15 protein-coding genes and 1 pseudogene are annotated in these 16,523 nt (G+C 64.2%); 7 read left to right on the forward strand and 9 right to left on the reverse strand.

The window, feature by feature from the left end:
* Window positions 1-9: 9 nt before the first annotated feature.
* From M3I56_RS41030 to M3I56_RS09730, 5 genes are all read right to left on the reverse strand, one after another.
* Window positions 10-426 carry a rubredoxin gene (locus M3I56_RS41030; protein ID WP_302056746.1) on the reverse strand — a complete coding sequence of 139 codons (417 nt, stop codon included), beginning with the start codon at window positions 424-426 and terminating at the stop codon, window positions 10-12.
* Window positions 427-466: 40 nt separating this feature from the next.
* Window positions 467-595 (reverse strand): hypothetical protein, encoded by a 129-nt coding sequence (locus M3I56_RS41035; RefSeq protein WP_266227690.1) that lies wholly within the window; start codon window positions 593-595, stop codon window positions 467-469.
* A gap of 266 nt (window positions 596-861) precedes the next feature.
* Window positions 862-1,419: an aromatic acid exporter family protein gene (locus M3I56_RS09720; RefSeq protein ID WP_254353617.1), complete on the reverse strand. Its 558-nt coding sequence runs from the start codon at window positions 1,417-1,419 to the stop codon at window positions 862-864.
* Between the two features lie 202 nt (window positions 1,420-1,621).
* Complete coding sequence (locus tag M3I56_RS09725) at window positions 1,622-2,035, reverse strand: DoxX family protein (protein ID WP_028202725.1); 414 nt, start codon at window positions 2,033-2,035, stop codon at window positions 1,622-1,624.
* Window positions 2,036-2,167: 132 nt separating this feature from the next.
* Window positions 2,168-2,893, reverse strand: coding sequence for a pirin family protein (locus tag M3I56_RS09730; RefSeq protein WP_254353618.1), 726 nt, complete (start codon window positions 2,891-2,893; stop codon window positions 2,168-2,170).
* Between the two features lie 132 nt (window positions 2,894-3,025).
* Here M3I56_RS09730 and M3I56_RS09735 point away from each other — a divergent pair, with 132 nt between their 5' ends.
* From M3I56_RS09735 to ahpF, 3 genes are all read left to right on the forward strand, one after another.
* Window positions 3,026-3,934: a LysR family transcriptional regulator gene (locus M3I56_RS09735; RefSeq protein ID WP_028202723.1), complete on the forward strand. Its 909-nt coding sequence runs from the start codon at window positions 3,026-3,028 to the stop codon at window positions 3,932-3,934.
* Between the two features lie 312 nt (window positions 3,935-4,246).
* Window positions 4,247-4,810: an alkyl hydroperoxide reductase subunit C gene (gene ahpC / locus M3I56_RS09740; protein WP_028202722.1), complete on the forward strand. Its 564-nt coding sequence runs from the start codon at window positions 4,247-4,249 to the stop codon at window positions 4,808-4,810.
* A 183-nt stretch (window positions 4,811-4,993) separates the two neighbouring features.
* Window positions 4,994-6,595, forward strand: a complete 1,602-nt coding sequence (ahpF, locus tag M3I56_RS09745) for an alkyl hydroperoxide reductase subunit F (protein ID WP_254353619.1) — start codon at window positions 4,994-4,996, stop codon at window positions 6,593-6,595.
* A gap of 132 nt (window positions 6,596-6,727) precedes the next feature.
* Here ahpF and oxlT read toward each other — a convergent pair.
* Window positions 6,728-7,532, reverse strand: a pseudogene (oxlT, locus tag M3I56_RS09750) (oxalate/formate MFS antiporter); the annotation flags it as partial.
* A 479-nt stretch (window positions 7,533-8,011) separates the two neighbouring features.
* Between oxlT and M3I56_RS09755 the strand changes: the two are divergent.
* Window positions 8,012-8,275: a cupin domain-containing protein gene (locus M3I56_RS09755; RefSeq protein WP_254353620.1), complete on the forward strand. Its 264-nt coding sequence runs from the start codon at window positions 8,012-8,014 to the stop codon at window positions 8,273-8,275.
* 16 nt (window positions 8,276-8,291) lie between these two features.
* Here M3I56_RS09755 and M3I56_RS09760 read toward each other — a convergent pair whose 3' ends face one another.
* Window positions 8,292-9,569 carry a virulence factor family protein gene (locus M3I56_RS09760; RefSeq protein ID WP_254353702.1) on the reverse strand — a complete coding sequence of 426 codons (1,278 nt, stop codon included), beginning with the start codon at window positions 9,567-9,569 and terminating at the stop codon, window positions 8,292-8,294.
* Between the two features lie 92 nt (window positions 9,570-9,661).
* A complete protein-coding gene (mprF, locus tag M3I56_RS09765; RefSeq protein WP_254353621.1) occupies window positions 9,662-12,271 on the reverse strand; it encodes a bifunctional lysylphosphatidylglycerol flippase/synthetase MprF in 2,610 nt (869 codons plus the stop codon).
* 628 nt (window positions 12,272-12,899) lie between these two features.
* Between mprF and M3I56_RS09770 the strand changes: the two genes are divergently transcribed.
* The gene (locus tag M3I56_RS09770) at window positions 12,900-14,063 is read left to right on the forward strand and encodes a porin (RefSeq protein WP_254353622.1); all 1,164 of its coding nucleotides are present in this window, start codon (window positions 12,900-12,902) and stop codon (window positions 14,061-14,063) included.
* A 115-nt stretch (window positions 14,064-14,178) separates the two neighbouring features.
* Here the strand turns inward: M3I56_RS09770 and M3I56_RS09775 are convergent, their stop codons facing one another.
* The gene (locus M3I56_RS09775; RefSeq protein ID WP_254353623.1) at window positions 14,179-14,604 is read right to left on the reverse strand and encodes a DUF2917 domain-containing protein; all 426 of its coding nucleotides are present in this window, start codon (window positions 14,602-14,604) and stop codon (window positions 14,179-14,181) included.
* A 558-nt stretch (window positions 14,605-15,162) separates the two neighbouring features.
* Here M3I56_RS09775 and M3I56_RS09780 point away from each other — a divergent pair.
* On the forward strand, window positions 15,163-15,399 hold the full coding sequence (locus M3I56_RS09780) for a hypothetical protein (RefSeq protein WP_081771534.1): 237 nt from the start codon (window positions 15,163-15,165) through the stop codon (window positions 15,397-15,399).
* Window positions 15,380-16,108, forward strand: coding sequence for a GntR family transcriptional regulator (locus tag M3I56_RS09785; RefSeq protein ID WP_133185668.1), 729 nt, complete (start codon window positions 15,380-15,382; stop codon window positions 16,106-16,108). Before M3I56_RS09780 ends, M3I56_RS09785 begins: the two co-directional genes overlap by 20 nt.
* Window positions 16,109-16,523 lie beyond the last annotated feature (415 nt).

Raw genomic sequence — 16,523 nt, forward strand, 5'->3', positions numbered from 1 at the left:
CGGCGCGCGTCAGAACTCGACGAGCGCGAAGTCTTCCTTGCCCACGTCGCAGAGCGGGCAGCGCCAGTCGTCGGCCACGTCGGCCCAGCGGGTGCCGGGAGCGAGGCCGTCGTCAGGGGCGCCTGCCGCTTCGTCATACACCCAGCCGCAGATCACGCAGACCCATTGTTTCAGGCCGTCGTCGGCGCTGGCCGCAGCCGTTGAAGCGCTTGCGGGCGCCTCGGGCGCGGCGCCTTCGGGCTGGGTGTCGAGCGCGACGACGAGCGGCGCTGCGGTGCTCTCGCGTTCAGCGAGCTTGCCTTGCAGCGTGGCGAGCAGCGCGGCGGCTTCGTCGGCGGTGAGGTCGATCCAGTACGGGTCGCCTGCGCCGTCATTCAGGCGAACGGGCGAGAACTGGATTTCGAGGGCGACGCCTTTCTTGTACATAAGCGAAAACGGTTGGCTTGATGCCCCGGACGCGCTGCGCTCACAGGAAGTAGCGGAACAGCAGCGAGGCCGCGATACCGCCAGCGGCGATCAGCGCGAGCATTTGCAGGAGCGTGATGGACTTGCTGGACTTGGCGTTCGAAGCGGCGGGACGGGTGGTGGTGTTCATAGGGTGATCTTGCGGCGGCGTGGGTTGCGGTCTCGATTGCGCCCCTTAAAGTCGCCATGGTCGGCATGACGGCGGCAGAGCGCGGCGGGGGAGTTTCGCACGATTTCGCATCGACGGGGGCATTTGCGCGGCGTCTGCGCGCACGCGCCGCAGATTTCGCCGTCGGCAACCTGCGCCGCACAGCGGCACTGATTATCGCCGCTAATGTGGGCCGGATTCCTGAGCGCGCGGAGATGGTTTATTTCGCAGGCGTTGAGAGAAGCGGCTCACAACTGCAGCCAGCGCCGTTCGATATACGAAAACAGCCAGCTGACCGGCACCGCGCAGGCCATGCCGATGGCGACCTGCGCCACGCGAAAGAGCGCGACATCCCACACCGGCCCGTTCATGGGTACGAGCAGCACGATGGTGGTGGTGATTGCACCCAGCCGCGCGGCGGTGCTGACGCTCAGGCACCAGCAGCCGATGATCACCACGCTCACGGCTACGAGGTAGGCCGCGAGATTTTCCGGGCCGAACGCCGCCGTTGCGAGCCCCACCGCGCCGCCCGCAATCGCGCCGATGAACTGGTCGCGCGACTGCGCGAGCGTATCGGCGTAGTCGTGCTGGGTGACGGCAATCGCCGTGATCGCGGCCCAGAACGCCTGTTCGGTGTGGAGCGCGCGGCCGATGCTGTACGCAAGACCTGCCGCGCAGACGGCGCGCAGCGCCATGAGCGTGCCTTGCGCGGCGCGGCTCTTGAGGGGCAAGCGCTTGAGCGCACCCAGCGCCGATTGCTGGAGCGAAGTGAGGTAGGCGTAGAGGTTGTCTTGTGGGTCGTGCATCGCGCGTGATCGGTCGTAAGGAGAACGTGAGGATAAGCGGGCGCGCTGCCAAGCATATCAAGCCGTGTCTGCCGGGTGCGGATCGCCGGGCAGGCAATGCATGCGCAACGACTTCGCCGCGTGGTGCAGATCGCGCTCCGGACACAAAAAAGCGCGATGCCATCCCGCATCGCGCCTTTCTGCCGTCAAACAAAACCGTGCGTTACTTCCTGTCGATCGAGATCGCTCCCGGACCCGTTACCGCGAGCGCGAGCAGGCCGCCGGCGATGCTGATGTTCTTGTAGAAGTTGATCATGTTCGCCATTTGGTCGGCGCCGGTCATGGTCCAGAAGTGATGGCCGATGAAGGCTGTCGCCACGGTATAGATCGCGAGCAGCACGGCGAGCGGCCGCGTGTAGAAGCCCACGAGCAGCAGGATGCCGACCGCGAACTCCATGATCACGGCGATGGCGGCCGACAGCATCGGCACGGGCGCGCCCACGTGCGCCATGTAGTCGACCGTGCCCGAAAAGCCGGTGATCTTCGACCAGCCGAACAGGATGAACAGGGAAGTCAGCAGGATGCGCGAGACCAGCAGCACGACGTCGTTGCCCGGCCCGAACAGGTTGTATCGCATGGTTTTCTCCGAAGAAGTATTAAGTGGTTCACTACGTATCAGTTCGCGCTGTGCCGGGCGGCGGCCCGCTTTCAGTGAGCGGACCGCCGCGCGCCGGTCTGCGCAAGCATAACCTCAGGCGCAACGCCGAAGTTAAGACCAAAGCTCCGACACTTCGATATTACGCAGATCGAACACCAGGACCTCGGCATCGTGTCCGTCGCTGAAGCTCAACTCGCGCTCGGAGCGGATGCGCGCGCCGTCGCCTTCGCCCAGTTCCACGCCGTTCAGCTTCACGCTGCCACGCGCCACGTGAACGTAGGCGTAGCGGTCGTCGCCCACTTCGACCTTCGCCGTTGCCGCGCCGTCGAGGCGGCCGGCATACACGCGTGCGTCCTGGCGCAGCAGCAGCGAGTCTTCGGCGCCGTCCGGCGAGAGGATCAGGCGGAGCTTGCCGCGCTTTTCCTCATCGGCGATGTGCTTCTGCTGGTAGCGCGGCTGCGCGCCCTTCACGTTCGGTGCAATCCAGATCTGCAGGAAGTGCACCCCTTCGTCGGCCGAGTGGTTGAACTCGCTGTGCGCCACGCCGGTGCCGGCGCTCATCAGTTGCACGTCGCCGGGGACGATCACCGAGCCCGTGCCCATCGAGTCCTTGTGTTCGAGGGCGCCTTCCAGCACGTACGAGAAAATTTCCATGTCGCGGTGCGGGTGCTTGCCAAAGCCGCGCGCCGGGGCCACGCGGTCGTCGTTGATCACGAGCAGGTCGGAGAAGCCCACTTGCTTCGGATCGTAGTAGTTGGCAAACGAAAACGTGTGACGCGAGCTGAGCCAGCCATGTTCACCGCGGCCGCGTTGGTCTGCCTTGCGAAGTTCGATCATTTTCGTCTCTCCGTATGAATCGTTTCGATTCGGTTGGTTGACTGGTTGCGATGGAAAGAAGTTTAGGTCAATCAAATCGATTTGAATCGCCGTAAAATACGACTCACTGTCACATTAAAGTGGACAATCGGAATGCAACTCGACGACATGCGGATCTTTGTGAACACCGTGGATGCGGGCAATTTCACGGCGGCGGCCCATCGGCTGCGGCTTTCCAAGCAGTTCGTGAGCCGGCGCGTGGCGGCGCTGGAGGCCGATCTGGGCGCACGCCTGCTCGTGCGCAACACGCGCAAGCTGGCGGTTACGGACCTCGGCCAGGACTTCTACGAGCGCGCGAAACGGATCCTTGCGGACGTCTCGGAGGCCGAGCAGGCCATGTCGGACCGGCGCAGCGAGCCCCGCGGCCTCCTGAAAGTGAGCGCGCCGATGTCATTCGGCATGGCGCACCTTTCGCCGCTCGTCGCCGAATTTCTGCGCGAACATCCGGACGTGCGCTTCGACATGGATCTGAGCGACCGCACCGTCGACGTGATCGGCGAAGGTTTCGACATGGCGCTGCGTATCGGCCGGCTGGCGGATTCCACGCTGGTCGCGCAGAAACTCATCGACGTGCGCATGATCGCCTGCTGCAGCCCCGGCTATCGGCGGCGGCGGCGCGCGCCGCAAACGCCCGCCGATCTCGCGCAGCACGCCTGCCTGCCGTACGGGCAGCAGGGCCGCGCGCCATGGGAATTCATCGTCGATGGCGTGCGCACGCCTTTCGACGTGCACGGGCCGCTGCGCGCGAACAACGGCGAAGTGATCCGCGACGCCGCCATTGCCGGGCTCGGCATCTGCTATCTCCCGGACTTCATCGTGGCGGGATCGGTTGATGCGGGCCTGCTGGTGGAGGTGCTCGAACCGTTCATGCCGCCGCCCAACGCGCTGCATGCGCTGTACCCGCAGCATCGTGAAGCTTCCGTGACGATTCGCGCGTTCACGCAATACCTGCGCGAGCGGCTTGCGGCGCGTGCGGCAACCGCGCGTGGCGGGGCGCTTTGACGCAGCAAGCCTGCGGCCCTTGCAGAAGCACCGTTGTGCCTGCATCTAACGCGCAGAGCTTCGTGAACGCACCATGACAGCGCGGGCGCGTGAGGCGCATTGTCGCAGTTTCGTTGTATGCTCACCGCCCCGAGGGTTGCTCGGGCCGCGCGATGCGGGCGCGGAACCCCACGCTGGCGGGCTTTGACGGACGTTATTGGGGCCGATAGGCAGGGTTAATACCCGCGATCAAAGCAACCAATTTTTCAAACGGACGCGGTTCCCGTAACCTTTGTCCATACCTTTTCCCAACCCAGACCGAGGAAACAACGCATGTCTCTCATTAACACGCAAGTCAAGCCGTTCAAGGCAACCGCATACCACAACGGCAAGTTCGTTCCGGTCTCAGAAGAAAACCTCAAGGGCAAGTGGTCGGTTGTCGTGTTCTACCCGGCCGACTTCACTTTCGTGTGCCCGACGGAACTCGGCGACCTGGCTGACCAGTACGCAGAATTCCAGAAGCTCGGCGTTGAAGTCTACGGTGTGTCGACCGACACGCACTTCACGCACAAGGCATGGCACGACACGTCGGACACGATCGCCAAGATCAAGTACCCGCTGGTCGGCGACCCGACGGGCGCAATCACGCGCAATTTCGACGTGATGATCGAAGAAGAAGGCCTGGCACTGCGCGGCACGTTCGTGATCAACCCGGAAGGCGAGATCAAGCTGTGCGAAATCCACGACAACGGCATCGGCCGTGACGCCAAGGAACTGCTGCGCAAGGTGCAAGCTGCTCAGTACGTGGCATCGCACCCGGGTGAAGTCTGCCCCGCCAAGTGGACGCCGGGCGCTGAAACGCTCAAGCCGTCGCTCGACCTCGTCGGCAAGATCTAAGCGTCTCAGTATCAATGCGATCGCCCTGATCGCATGACGCCGAAGTCTGACTAGCTGTATGCCCGGGCCGCGTCCACGCGGCCGCGGCCCGGGTGCCCTGTTCGCGACGCCATAGGCGGAACGGCGAAATTGCCAGGCAATACTTAGAATTCCCCCGCTTCTTCTCTAGCCGGAAAAAAAGCCATGCTCGACGCCAACCTCAAAGATCAACTCAAAAGCTACCTCGAAAAAGTCACGCAGTCGATCGAGATCGTTGCGTACCTGGACGATGGCGAGAAGTCGCAAGAACTGCAGCAGCTGCTGCAGGACATCGCATCGCTCTCGAATCGCATCGCCTACGAAGAACGCCGTGGCGCCGCAGCCGGCGACGCGCGTACTCCTTCGTTCGACATCAAGCGCGCGAACTCCGACGTGAAGGTCACGTTCGCGGGCATCCCGATGGGCCACGAATTCACGTCGCTCGTGCTGGCGCTGCTCCAGGTGGGCGGCCACCCCGTCAAGCTCGAGAACGACACCATCGAACAGGTGAAGGCGCTCGACGGCGTGTTCTCGTTCGAAGTCTATATGTCGCTCTCGTGCCAGAACTGCCCGGAAGTCGTGCAGTCGATCAACGCGATGGCCGCGCTGAACCCGAACGTGCAGATCGTCACCATCGACGGCGCGCTGTATCAGGACGAAGTCGAGAAGCGCCAGATCATGGCCGTGCCGACCCTCTACCTGAACGGCGAAGTGTTCGGCCAGGGCCGCATGGGCGTGGAAGAGATTCTCGCGAAGCTCGACACCGGCGCATCGTCGCGCGCCGCCGAGAAGCTGAACCAGAAGGATGTTTTCGACATGCTCATTGTCGGCGGCGGCCCCGCAGGCGCTGCGGCTGCGATTTACGCGGCGCGCAAGGGCATTCGCACCGGCGTGCTCGCCGAGCGCTTCGGCGGCCAGGTGCTCGACACGATGTCGATCGAGAACTTCGTCTCGGTCACGGAAACGGAAGGGCCGAAGTTTGCCACGGCGCTGGAGCAGCACGTGCGCGCTTATGACGTCGACATCATGAATCTGCAGCGCGCCGAGGCGCTCGTGCCCACGGGCAACGGCTTCGAAGTGCGCACGCAAAGCGGCGCGACGCTGCGCGCGAAGAGCGTGGTGCTCGCCACGGGTGCGCGCTGGCGCAATGTCGATGTGCCGGGCGAGCAGCAGTACAAAAACAAGGGCGTGGCCTACTGCCCGCACTGCGACGGTCCGCTCTTCAAGGGCAAGCGCGTCGCGGTGATCGGCGGCGGCAACTCGGGCGTGGAAGCGGCGATCGACCTGGCCGGTATCGTGAGTCATGTCACGCTGCTCGAATTCGGCGCGCAACTGCGTGCGGACGAAGTGCTGCAACGCAAGCTGCGCAGCCTGCCGAACGTCACGGTGCACGTGAACGCGCAAACCACGGAGATTTCCGGCGATGGCCAGAAGGTCACGGGTCTCGCCTGGCTCGAACGCACGTCGGGCGAGAAGCGTCATCTCGAACTCGAAGGCGTGTTCGTGCAGATCGGCCTCGTGCCGAATACCGAGTTCCTTAAGGGCACGGTCGCGTTGTCGAAGCACGGCGAGATCGAAGTGGACGCGAAGGGCCAGACGTCGGTGCCGGGCGTGTTCGCCGCGGGCGACGTGACGACCGTGCCGTTCAAGCAGATCGTGATCGCCGTGGGCGAAGGTGCGAAGGCATCGCTCGGCGCATTCGATTACCTGATCCGCTCCTCCGTGGAGCAGGAAGAGGACGCGAAGGCGGCGCCGGTGGTTGCCTGAGCAAAGGTTTAGTGCAGTCTCTCTTTACGCCGGCTCACGCCGGCGTTTTTTTATGGTTTCGCGAGATAAGACGGGTCAGTCCTGGACGAGCATGAATACCGCGTGCCAGCTGCCGGTTGCAGCGGTGATCACGTCGTGCAGGCCGAAATCCTTCGCGATGGGGCCGAGCCGCGCGGTCGCCATCAGACCGCCTGCGGCCATCATCACGAACATGGCGTACATCACCCAGAAGATGGGCGACGCAACCACCTCGCGCGGGCTCGCGTTGTAGACGGCGCTCGCGCCCCGCGCAAGCTGCTTCGCCGCGTGTCCCATTTGCCCGATGGCGCGTTTCGCCGCGGCGACGCCGTGCGAGGCGGGCGCGCTGAGTGCGAAGCCGAGCACGAGCACGACGATCCCCTGCCCCAGACCGAACCAGAGGAAGGTGGACTCGTATCCGCTGCTCTTGATCATGTTGGCGATCGGCACGACGGTCGCCGCCGACCCCGCACCAAAGCCCGCCGCCGTGATGCCGGCCGCGAGGCCCACGCCGGTTCGGAAACCATTTGAGCGCATTGCCGACACACGTGCCATAGACGGCTCCCGCACCGAGCCCGCCGATTGCGGCCGCGATATAGAGCACGGGCAGCGTCGCGGCGACCGAATTGAGCACCCAGGCAACCGCGCACAACAGCCCGCCGGCCACGACCACTGGACGCGGCCCGTACTTGTCGACGAGCCAGCCTTCCACGGGCACGAGCCAGGTTTCGGTGACGACGAAGATCGTGAACGCGACCTGAATCGCGGCGCGCCCCCAGTGGTACTTCTCGTTGATCGGATTGACGAACAGCGTCCAGCCGTACTGCATGTTGGCGATCATCGCCATGCAGATGACGCCGAACACGAGTTGCGTCCACGGCGACGCGAATCGCGACGCCCCTCCTTGCCGATGCTCCATGTGTGTCTCCGGTTTCTTCGAATGAGTGGCCATCTGCGAGGGGCGGAATTCGCCCGGATCGCAGTCACGATTTCTGTCGTTTAGCTGACAGTCATTTACACAATATGTGATATATCAATGAAGACAAGCGGAAGAGATCTCAGGGCTTCTACTAGCTCTGGGTATTGATGAGTATGGTTCTTGAAAGCTTTCGGCCGATGCTGCCGGCGCCCGAAAAAAAAGCCCGCCGGCTAGGCCGGGCGGGCTGAGGCATGCGCGAGATAGCGGAAATCGCGACATGTGACGTCGTTATGGTTGAAAGATTTTGGTAATGTAAGGGGGATTTTTCTAAAACCTTTCAGATTGATTTGAGTGAAAGGTTGACCGGCATTATTGCGCGCGAGTTGGCGGCCAGGCAGGAAGCGAAGTCGTGCAGCGCCTCAGTGCGCGTGCCAAACTGGCTGCCGGCGGGTCGACGCCGTCGATCGAGGAGACGAATCATGCAGCGCGAAACATTCATCCGCAGCCTGGTCGAGGAAGGCTTTCCCGAGCCCGTCGTCGTGACGCGCGAAGCCGGCGTCATGGAGGTCCATTCGCATCCGTTCGAAGCGAAGGCGCTGGTCATCGAGGGCGAACTGCACATCCGCGTGGGCGACGAGGAGCGGCACTACAAGGCCGGCGACGTGTTTCATCTCGCCGCCAACCTGCCGCACGCCGAGCGCTACGGGCCGCAGGGCGTGCAGTATCTCGTGGGGAGGAAGTGAGGGGCGGCTCGCTCCCTCACCCCCGCGCCGCGATCTCCTTCTTCCAGCCCGCGATGATCTTCCCCGCGAGCGCGTTGTAGTCGCCGTCGAAGTGGTGATCGCCGTTCGTCTTCACGACGTCGATGCCGGTATTCACGAGCGCCGGGCACAGCGTGTCTTTCTCGCCCGCGCCATACACGCATTGCACGATCGAAGGCGGCACCTTCGCGAGTTCCGGGCGCACCTGCAGTGCCTTGTCGCTGGCGGGCATGCCGAGCCAGCCCGTCACGCGGACCTGGAAGTCGGCGTCCGGCGCGAAGCCGAGCAGCGACATGTACGACACCTTCGCGCGCAACGCGTCGGGCAGACGGTTGTAGGCGAATGGCATCACGTCCGCGCCAAACGAGTAGCCCACCAGCGCGATGTGCTGCGCATGCCAGCGCGAGCCGTAGGTCTTCAGCACGCGGGCGAGATCGTGGCTTGTTTGCTCGGGCGTCTTTTCGCTCCAGAAGTAACGCAGCGCATCCCAGCCGATCACCGAAATGCCCTGCTTTTGCAGCGCTTCTGCAATCGTCTTGTCGAGATCGCGCCAGCCGCCGTCGCCCGAGATCACCACCGCGAGCATGTCGGTGGGATGCGCCGCGGGCAGTTCGACGAGCGGCAGGTCCGACACGTCCTCTTCGCTTTCCGTCGCGACGCGCAGGTGATTCGAGGTGAGCGCAACGATCTTGTCGGCGTCGGCAACGCCGGCGGCGAAGGCACGCGGTGCACCAGAACGGGTTGCGCGCGCATCTTTCGTCGTCACACCCTTCTCGAAGAAACCGGGCAGGCCATTGCCGCGCGAGAGTGTGGGGTCCGCCGGGCAGGGGGCGAAGCGCACGTCGAGCATCGCGGCAGGGTCGAGCGACACGGCGCCCGCCATCGTGTTCGCGGGCGCCTGCGAGAGCATGCGCTGTGCGATGAGTGCACCTTCGCCGCTGCCGATGGCGATCGGCGCGTAGTACTCGCTGGACCCCAGCTGGCGTTCGAGCTGGTGGCTCAGCGCTTCTGCGTCGCTGTAGAGCTTGTGGCAGGTCTCGTTCTTCACGGCGGCGAGGTTCTGCGCATAGCGCTCCGTATCCACGCCGACGACGAGAGCGCCATGCTGCGCGAGCGCGTCGGCGCGCGTCTGGTCGGCGGCGCTCCAGTGCGGGTCCGCCGAGAACAGCACGGTGAAGCCGCGCATCGTGCCACTCGGTTTCGTCACCGCGACTTCGCCATAACGGCCGCCGGAAACGTGCATCGTCGCGGCGGAAGCGGGCGTCGAGGCGGGCATCGAAGCGGCGTTGGCGTGAGCCGTGAAAAACGCGAGCACGGCGGCGCCCGCTGCCGTGCCTGCAATGCGCGGCAGCCTGGGAATACGGAATGTCATGAGCGCCAGCCTCCTGCCAGCAGCGATAGATCGGCGAGGGTGATGAACACGCTGATCGAGCCCGAGGCGGCCAGATAGCGTGGTTCCCAGCGCGGCGCGAACTTGTTCTTGAAGCCGCGCAGCCCCCGGAAGTTATAGAAACGGCCGCCGAAGCGCCAGATGAAGCCCGCGAGCCGGTGCCATGACGAAGCGAGCGGCGAGGGACCCATGCCCGAGAGCGGCGCCATGCCGAGCGAGAGCGACTGGTAGCCGGCGGCCTTCAGATGCAGCGCGAGCTGCGTGAACAGATACTCCATCGCGTAGGGCGACGCGCCCGGCAAATGGCGCATGACGCCCACCGTTGCGTCGGTGTTCAGATCGGTCGTCATGAAAGTGACGAAGGCGAGCGGCTCGTCGTTCTGGCGGATGAGCAACACGGACTGCGCGGCGAGATAGTCGTCGTCGAATGCGGCCACCGAAAAGCTCTTTTCGCGCGCTTCGCGGTCCTGCAGCCAGGCGTCGGAGATCGCGCGCAGCACTGGCAGGCTCGCGCCCATCTGCGTGGGCTCGATATGTTCGATCGAAAAGCCATCGCGTTCGCCGCGCTTGAGCGCGTAGCGCAGGTGCGCGCGCTGCGGACCCTTGAGGTCGAATTCCTGCAGCATCACGCGCGCTTCCTCGCCGAGCTTCATCAGCGTGAGGCCGGCGTCGAGATAGAGCGGCAGCGCGTCGGCGCGCACCTGGTAGAACGCCGCGCGGCCGTTGTGCGCGTGGGCGAGTGTGACGAATTCGCGGATCAGCGCGGGCCACTCTTCGCGCGGGCCGACCGGGTCGTGCAGCGCCGCCCACGTGCGGCCGCGCTTCGCGTACATGAGGAACGCCTTGCGCGAGGCGGAGAAGAGGAAGCTCTTGTCGCCCATCAGCGCGAGGCCCGCGTCGCTGCGTTCCTGCGCGCGCACGATACGCGCGGCCTCTTCGAGGTCTTCGCTCGGGGGCATCACGAAGCGACCGGCGGCGGGGCGCAGCAATTGCCACAGCGCGAGCGCGGCGGCGAACACGCCGGCGCCGAGCGTGGCGCGCAGTGCGCGCGGGGCGCGGCTGTGGAAGGCGAATTGCCACCAGAGACTTTGCGAGTACTGCACGTCGCGGAAGGCGAACAGCAGCACCCACACGGCGAGCGCGATTACGCAGCCGACCGAAGCGAGCCAGGCCGGCGTGAAGCGCTCGGAGAACATCGACGAGTGGCGATTGAAGCGCTTGCGCGTGCCGAGGAGCAGCACGATCAGCACGCACAGTACGCCCGCTTCGACGAAGGCGAGGCCTTTGGCGAGCGAGAGCGCGAGGTTGGCCATGGCGATCACGAGCGCGAGCCACCAGGCGGCGTCCAGGCGCCGCAGCAGACCGCGCGCGACGAAGAGGAGCAACACGCCGAAGAGGCTGCCCATCAGCTGCGAGCTTTCGAGCACCCAGAGCGGGACGATGGTTTGCAGCAGCGCGATGCGCTTGGAGAACGCGGGTGTGGCGCCCGAGATCACGAGCATGCTGCCGGTCACGAAGGTCACGATGGCGAGGAACAGCGGCGCGAGCTGCGAGACGCCGTCGGCGCCGCGCTTCGCAAAGCGCGCGCTGAGCGGTGTCTTGAGCGCGCGGCCCTCGAATACGGCGAGCACCGCCGCGGCGAGCGCGAGCGGCGCGCCGAAGTAGATCGCGCGATAGGCGAGCAGCGCAGCAAGCACCTTGGAGGTGGGCACGCTCGGGCCGAGCGCGTAGACCATCGCGGCTTCGAACACGCCGATGCCGCCGGGCGTGTGGCCGATCAGGCCGAGCAGCATGGCGGCGCAATATACGGTGAGGAAGTCGGTGAAGCCGAGGAGCGCATGCGGCATGACCGACCACAGCGCGAGCCCGGCGCCGACCACGTCGAGCGCGGCCAGCAGCAGCTGCGCGACGAGGTCGCGCCGTGCCGGCACCGAAAAGCGCAGCCAGGTGCGGCCGAACGGCTCGATCTCGCGCGCGCCTGGTGGGCAAAGGATGACCATTGCCGCGCCGCAGCCGAGCACCACGCCGCCGATCAGGCGCAGCTCGTCGGGCGAGAGATGCAGCAGACCGGAGAGTGTGCCGGCGGCGCCGACCATGCCGAGCGCGGTCATGAGCACGAGGGCGAGGGCGAGCGTGACGCTCGTGAACACCGTCATGCGGCCGATCTGCGCGGCGGTGACGCCCGCGCCGCCATACACGCGGCAGCGCACGGCGCCGCCCGTGAGCGCGCCGAAGCCGGTGACGTTGCCGAGCGCGGAGCCAGCGATCGCGCCGGCCCACAGCGCGCCGCGCGAGACTCGTGCGCCGAGGTAACGCAGGCCTACGGCGTCGCGTCCGACCAGCGCGACGAAGCTCACGGCCGTGGCGGCGAGCGCGCCGATCCATTGCGCCGGCGTGAGCGTCCAGAGCTGGCGGATCACCGAGTGGTAGTCGACCGTGCGCGAGAGGTGCTGGAACACGACCAGCAGCAGCGCGCAGATGCCGAGTGCCAACACCGGCGCGACAAAGCGCGGCAGGTGCAGGGCATCGGCACGGCGGCGCAGCGCCGCGAGGGCGCGCGCCGCGCGCGAAGAATGCGATTGAGACATGGATCGGTCTGGTGGCTCTCTGCGATGTCGCCGTATCGACTGTTACAGCTTCCCCGGCGGTGACATCGTGTGTATTCGCGTTTTGCGTTCACGTTGTTTCGAGGCCGGTTCTCGCGCACCTCGCGCTGCGAACCGGAAAATCCAGCCGAATCGTAATCGTTCGGAAAGGACTAGTTAAGCTCAGCAAACGCATAGGACTACCCGGCGGTTGACGCCCCGGTGCAAGAAACTGCTATTGGGTGCGGATCAATTGGGTGCGAAAGCGCGTCGTAACTAATGGATTTAATTGGGGAATCATCTTTTGATGATTGATGTTTGCAAAGCCTGATTAACAAGTGAATTGAACGGCAAGGTAATCGTTAAGTTATGAGTAATGGGCGGGCGCTGATCGCATGCTGAAACACGCGGCCGATCGGGCCGTTTCGTCGAAACCCTTGCGTGGCGGGCGTTGCAGGCAGTCGCCTCGGGCGTTGTTGCGCAGCCGGAGCTCATGTTTTAGTTGTTAGCCAGGCGCTTCCTGAAATCGCTGTCACTAATTCGAGACAGCTTGTTTAATCCTTTTACAATGCTCGGCGGGAGAGTTAGTCTGCTTTGGTCAAGAGTTGTTTTACTGCGCCGGGAGAATGACGTGAAAAGACTAGCCTTGACTTCCCTTTCGCTGGCCGCGCTCGGGGTTGCCGGCACGGCTCAGGCACAGACCAGCGTGACGCTGTACGGCACCATCGACACCTCGATTACCTACGTCAACCACGCCGACGGCAGCAAGAACCTCTGGACGCTTGGCAACAGCAGCTTCGGCAATCTCTCCGGCTCGCGATGGGGTTTGAAAGGGGCCGAAGATCTCGGCGGCGGCCTCAAGGCGATCTTCCAGTTGGAAAGCGGCTTCAACCCGTCCACGGGCGCGCTCGCGCAGGGCGGCAGGCTGTTCGGCCGACAGGCATACGTGGGCTTGACGGCCGAGCAGTACGGGTCGCTCACGCTCGGGCGGCAGTATGACCCGCTCATCGACCTCGTGCAGGGCATCACGGCGGACAACTATTTCGGCTCCGTGTTCGCAACGCCCGGCGACGTCGACAACTACGACAACAGCTTCCGCGTGAACAACGCCGTCAAGTACACCACGCCCGTATGGAGCGGCCTCCAGGCTGCGGCGATGTACTCGTTTGGCGGCATTGCGGGCTCGACAGGCGCCGAACAGTCGTACTCGGCGGCGGTCAACTACACCAACGGTCCGCTCGCGCTGGCAGGCGGCTACTTCTACGCAGCGAACAGTCAGGCCGTGAACGGCATCCGCACCGGCGGCTGGACGAGCACCTCGGACGGCACCTTCGACGGCCCGATCAACTCCGGCTACGCCACGGCACACTCGCTCACCATTGCGCGCGCGGCGGCGCAGTATCAGCTCGGCCAGTTCACCTTCGGCCTCGGCTACAGCAACGCGCGCTACTCGCCTGATGCGAGTTCGGTGTTCCGCGAGACGCAAAAGTACAACACCGGCCAGGGCTTCATGAACTATCAGCTGAGCCCCGCGCTGCTGCTCGGCATCGGCTACAGCTACACGCACGCCAATGGCGATACGTCGGCGAATTACAACCAGGTGTCGCTCGGCGCGGATTACAGCCTTTCGAAGCGTACGGACCTTTACATGACGGCGGCCTGGCAGCATGCGAGCGGCGATACCGGCAACGGCACGGGCGGCTCGATGCCGGCCGAGGCGTCGGTCGGTTCGTACGGTTACGCGGGGACGTCGAATCAGACCATCGTGAACCTCGGGCTGCGGCACAAGTTCTGAATTCGCGCCTCGATATACGACGCCGGATGCGCCAGTTGGGGCGGCGCATCCGGCGTTTTGGCGTTTGCGGCTCTGGCTTCGGCTCAAAGCGCGTCAAGCGCCAGGGCTTCGCGCATCACGCCTCGCGTGAACGCCGCAGCGTGAGCAGCGCAAGCCAGGCGGCGAGGCGCTCCATACCGCGCCGTACGCCCGCAAACGGCGGCTGCCAGGCGCTCGTGATGCTCACGCGCGCCGGCAAGGCGGCCTCGGTGCTGAGCCAGATGCGCTCGCCACGCTCGAGCCGAAGCGTCTCGCCCGGTTGCAGCCAGTGATCGTAGGGCGAGCGGGCGCGCGTGACCCACACCTGGGCCGCCTGAACCCGCAGCGCGGCCGACGCGTTCACGCGCCAGGTGAGTGTGCGCATGGGCGGCACGGCGAAGTGGATCGATTGTGCGGGCAACGGATCGTCGAAGCGCTCGGTTGCGTCCGCAACGGAGTGCAGAGCGGGCTGTGGGGCGGGTTGTGAAGCGGTCAGTGAAGCTGCCTGAAAAGCGTCATCCATCGTTTTCTCCAGTTTTTGGAGCCGACGAACGGAGCGCTGTCACCCAGAAAAACAAAAAGCCCCGTCGATGCCGGCGGGGCTTGTGATTTGCGTGACAACAGACTGCTAGTACGCACACCATCCCCATGGGCTACCCGTATGGGTTTTCCACGGATGATTCATCGTGTTTGCGATGACGAGGCGGGTGGCGGAAGTGTGCATGGGTCGAGTGTGCGGGGTGCCTTGCAGCGCTGTCAATCTGAAATGCTTAAATGGCACTGGCAGGCGTAGTTAGTGTTGCGCGCGAGTCTCGTTTGCACCTTTGCATGAGGCGATCGTGCCCTTCGCGGGCATAGCCCCTTGCGGGCAGCACCGGTTTCTCACTAGGATGGGTTGTTTTTCATGGATATCCGCTCGACCGTGCCCACAATGTGGGAGCGCACCCCTGATAAGCCCGCGAAGCATCGAAGTGTGGTAGGGAAACGACTGTATGTGATATATCACATACAGAATATTGATTTTTGTCGCGACGCAGCATATGATTGAGTTATTCGATTACTCAATCATGCGGAGTTTCAAATGGATTTCGTTTCTCTCGCACTGTTCGGTGCCGCGGTCGTGGGTCTGGGTGCAGCTGCTACGGTCATGATCGCCAGGTGGCTGCCGCAATCTGCCATCGAGCAGGCCGCGCAGCATGGCCGGTACGCTGGTTTGGGCGAAGCACCGCGCGCCAGGGCCGTTCGTCGTGCACAATTCGGTCCGCGAATCCGTCCGCAGGTCGGAAAAGAGGTAATCAATGTCGTCAGAACAAACTGAAGTTGTAGCAAGCCGGGAAGCGGCGCCGCTCAAGCTGGCGCTGCAGCCCATCAACGCCACACTGAGCCTGCGCGATCAGGCTTATGCCATGCTGCGCCAGGCCATTGCCGACGCCGACATCTACCAGTCGCGCGAGGAAATCCGGCTTGACGAGCGCGTGCTGAGCGAATCGCTCGGCGTGAGCCGCACGCCGGTGCGCGAGGCCATGACGCTGCTGGAACAGGAAGGCTTCCTGCGCATGGTGCCGCGCCGCGGCATCTACATCGTGCGCAAGAGCAAGCGCGAGATCGTGGAGATGATCCAGATGTGGGCCGCGCTCGAAAGCATGGCCGCGCGCCTTGCCACGATCCACGCCACCGACGAGGAAATCGCGCGGCTGCGCCACATGTTCGACGACTTCCGCGACAGCACGCCCGCCGAACACATCGCCGAGTACTCGGACGCCAACATCGCGTTCCACCAGGCGATCGTCGAGCTTTCGCGCTCGCAGATCATCCTCGACACCATCAAGAACATCTTTGTGCACGTGCGCGCCATTCGCCGCATGACGATTTCGCAGAGTGACCGGGCTTCGCGCTCGATCGTCGACCATCTGCGCATTATCGAGGCGCTGGAGAAGCGCGACACCGAGCTGGCGGAAAAGCTTGTGCGCCAGCATTCGCTCGATCTAGCGGTCTACGTCGAGAAGAACTGCGATTTCCTGGATTGAGGCGGACGGCTAGCGCTGCGAACTCAACGCAAAACGGGAGACCTTCAGGTCTCCCGTTTTGCGTTTACGTCCTATCACGCCCATTCATCACGCGTCGGCTGAACGCCTCCGTCAGCCGACTTTATGCGCATCAACTCCTGGCATCCCTGACCAAATCGCGGTCCCTACAGCCATCCTTCACACGGAATCTGGAATATCAGACGCAGCAAATGCTCGGGGTTTTCCCTTGTGTGCGCCGCATCAACACCGTCGGACTTGCGCCAAAACCATGATGGATAAGGCTTCGGCGCGATTCTAGTGGCATTCCCGATGGGCAATTCCCCTCTTGCCTCGCACTGATATATCACATACCGTATTGCTCAAGGACGCAGATGAAGCGCCATCGCGCGAAACGCCTCTGCCCACGCAACCCCAC

Source organism: Paraburkholderia sp. CNPSo 3281 (assembly GCF_024206515.1).
GTDB lineage: Bacteria > Pseudomonadota > Gammaproteobacteria > Burkholderiales > Burkholderiaceae > Paraburkholderia > Paraburkholderia nodosa.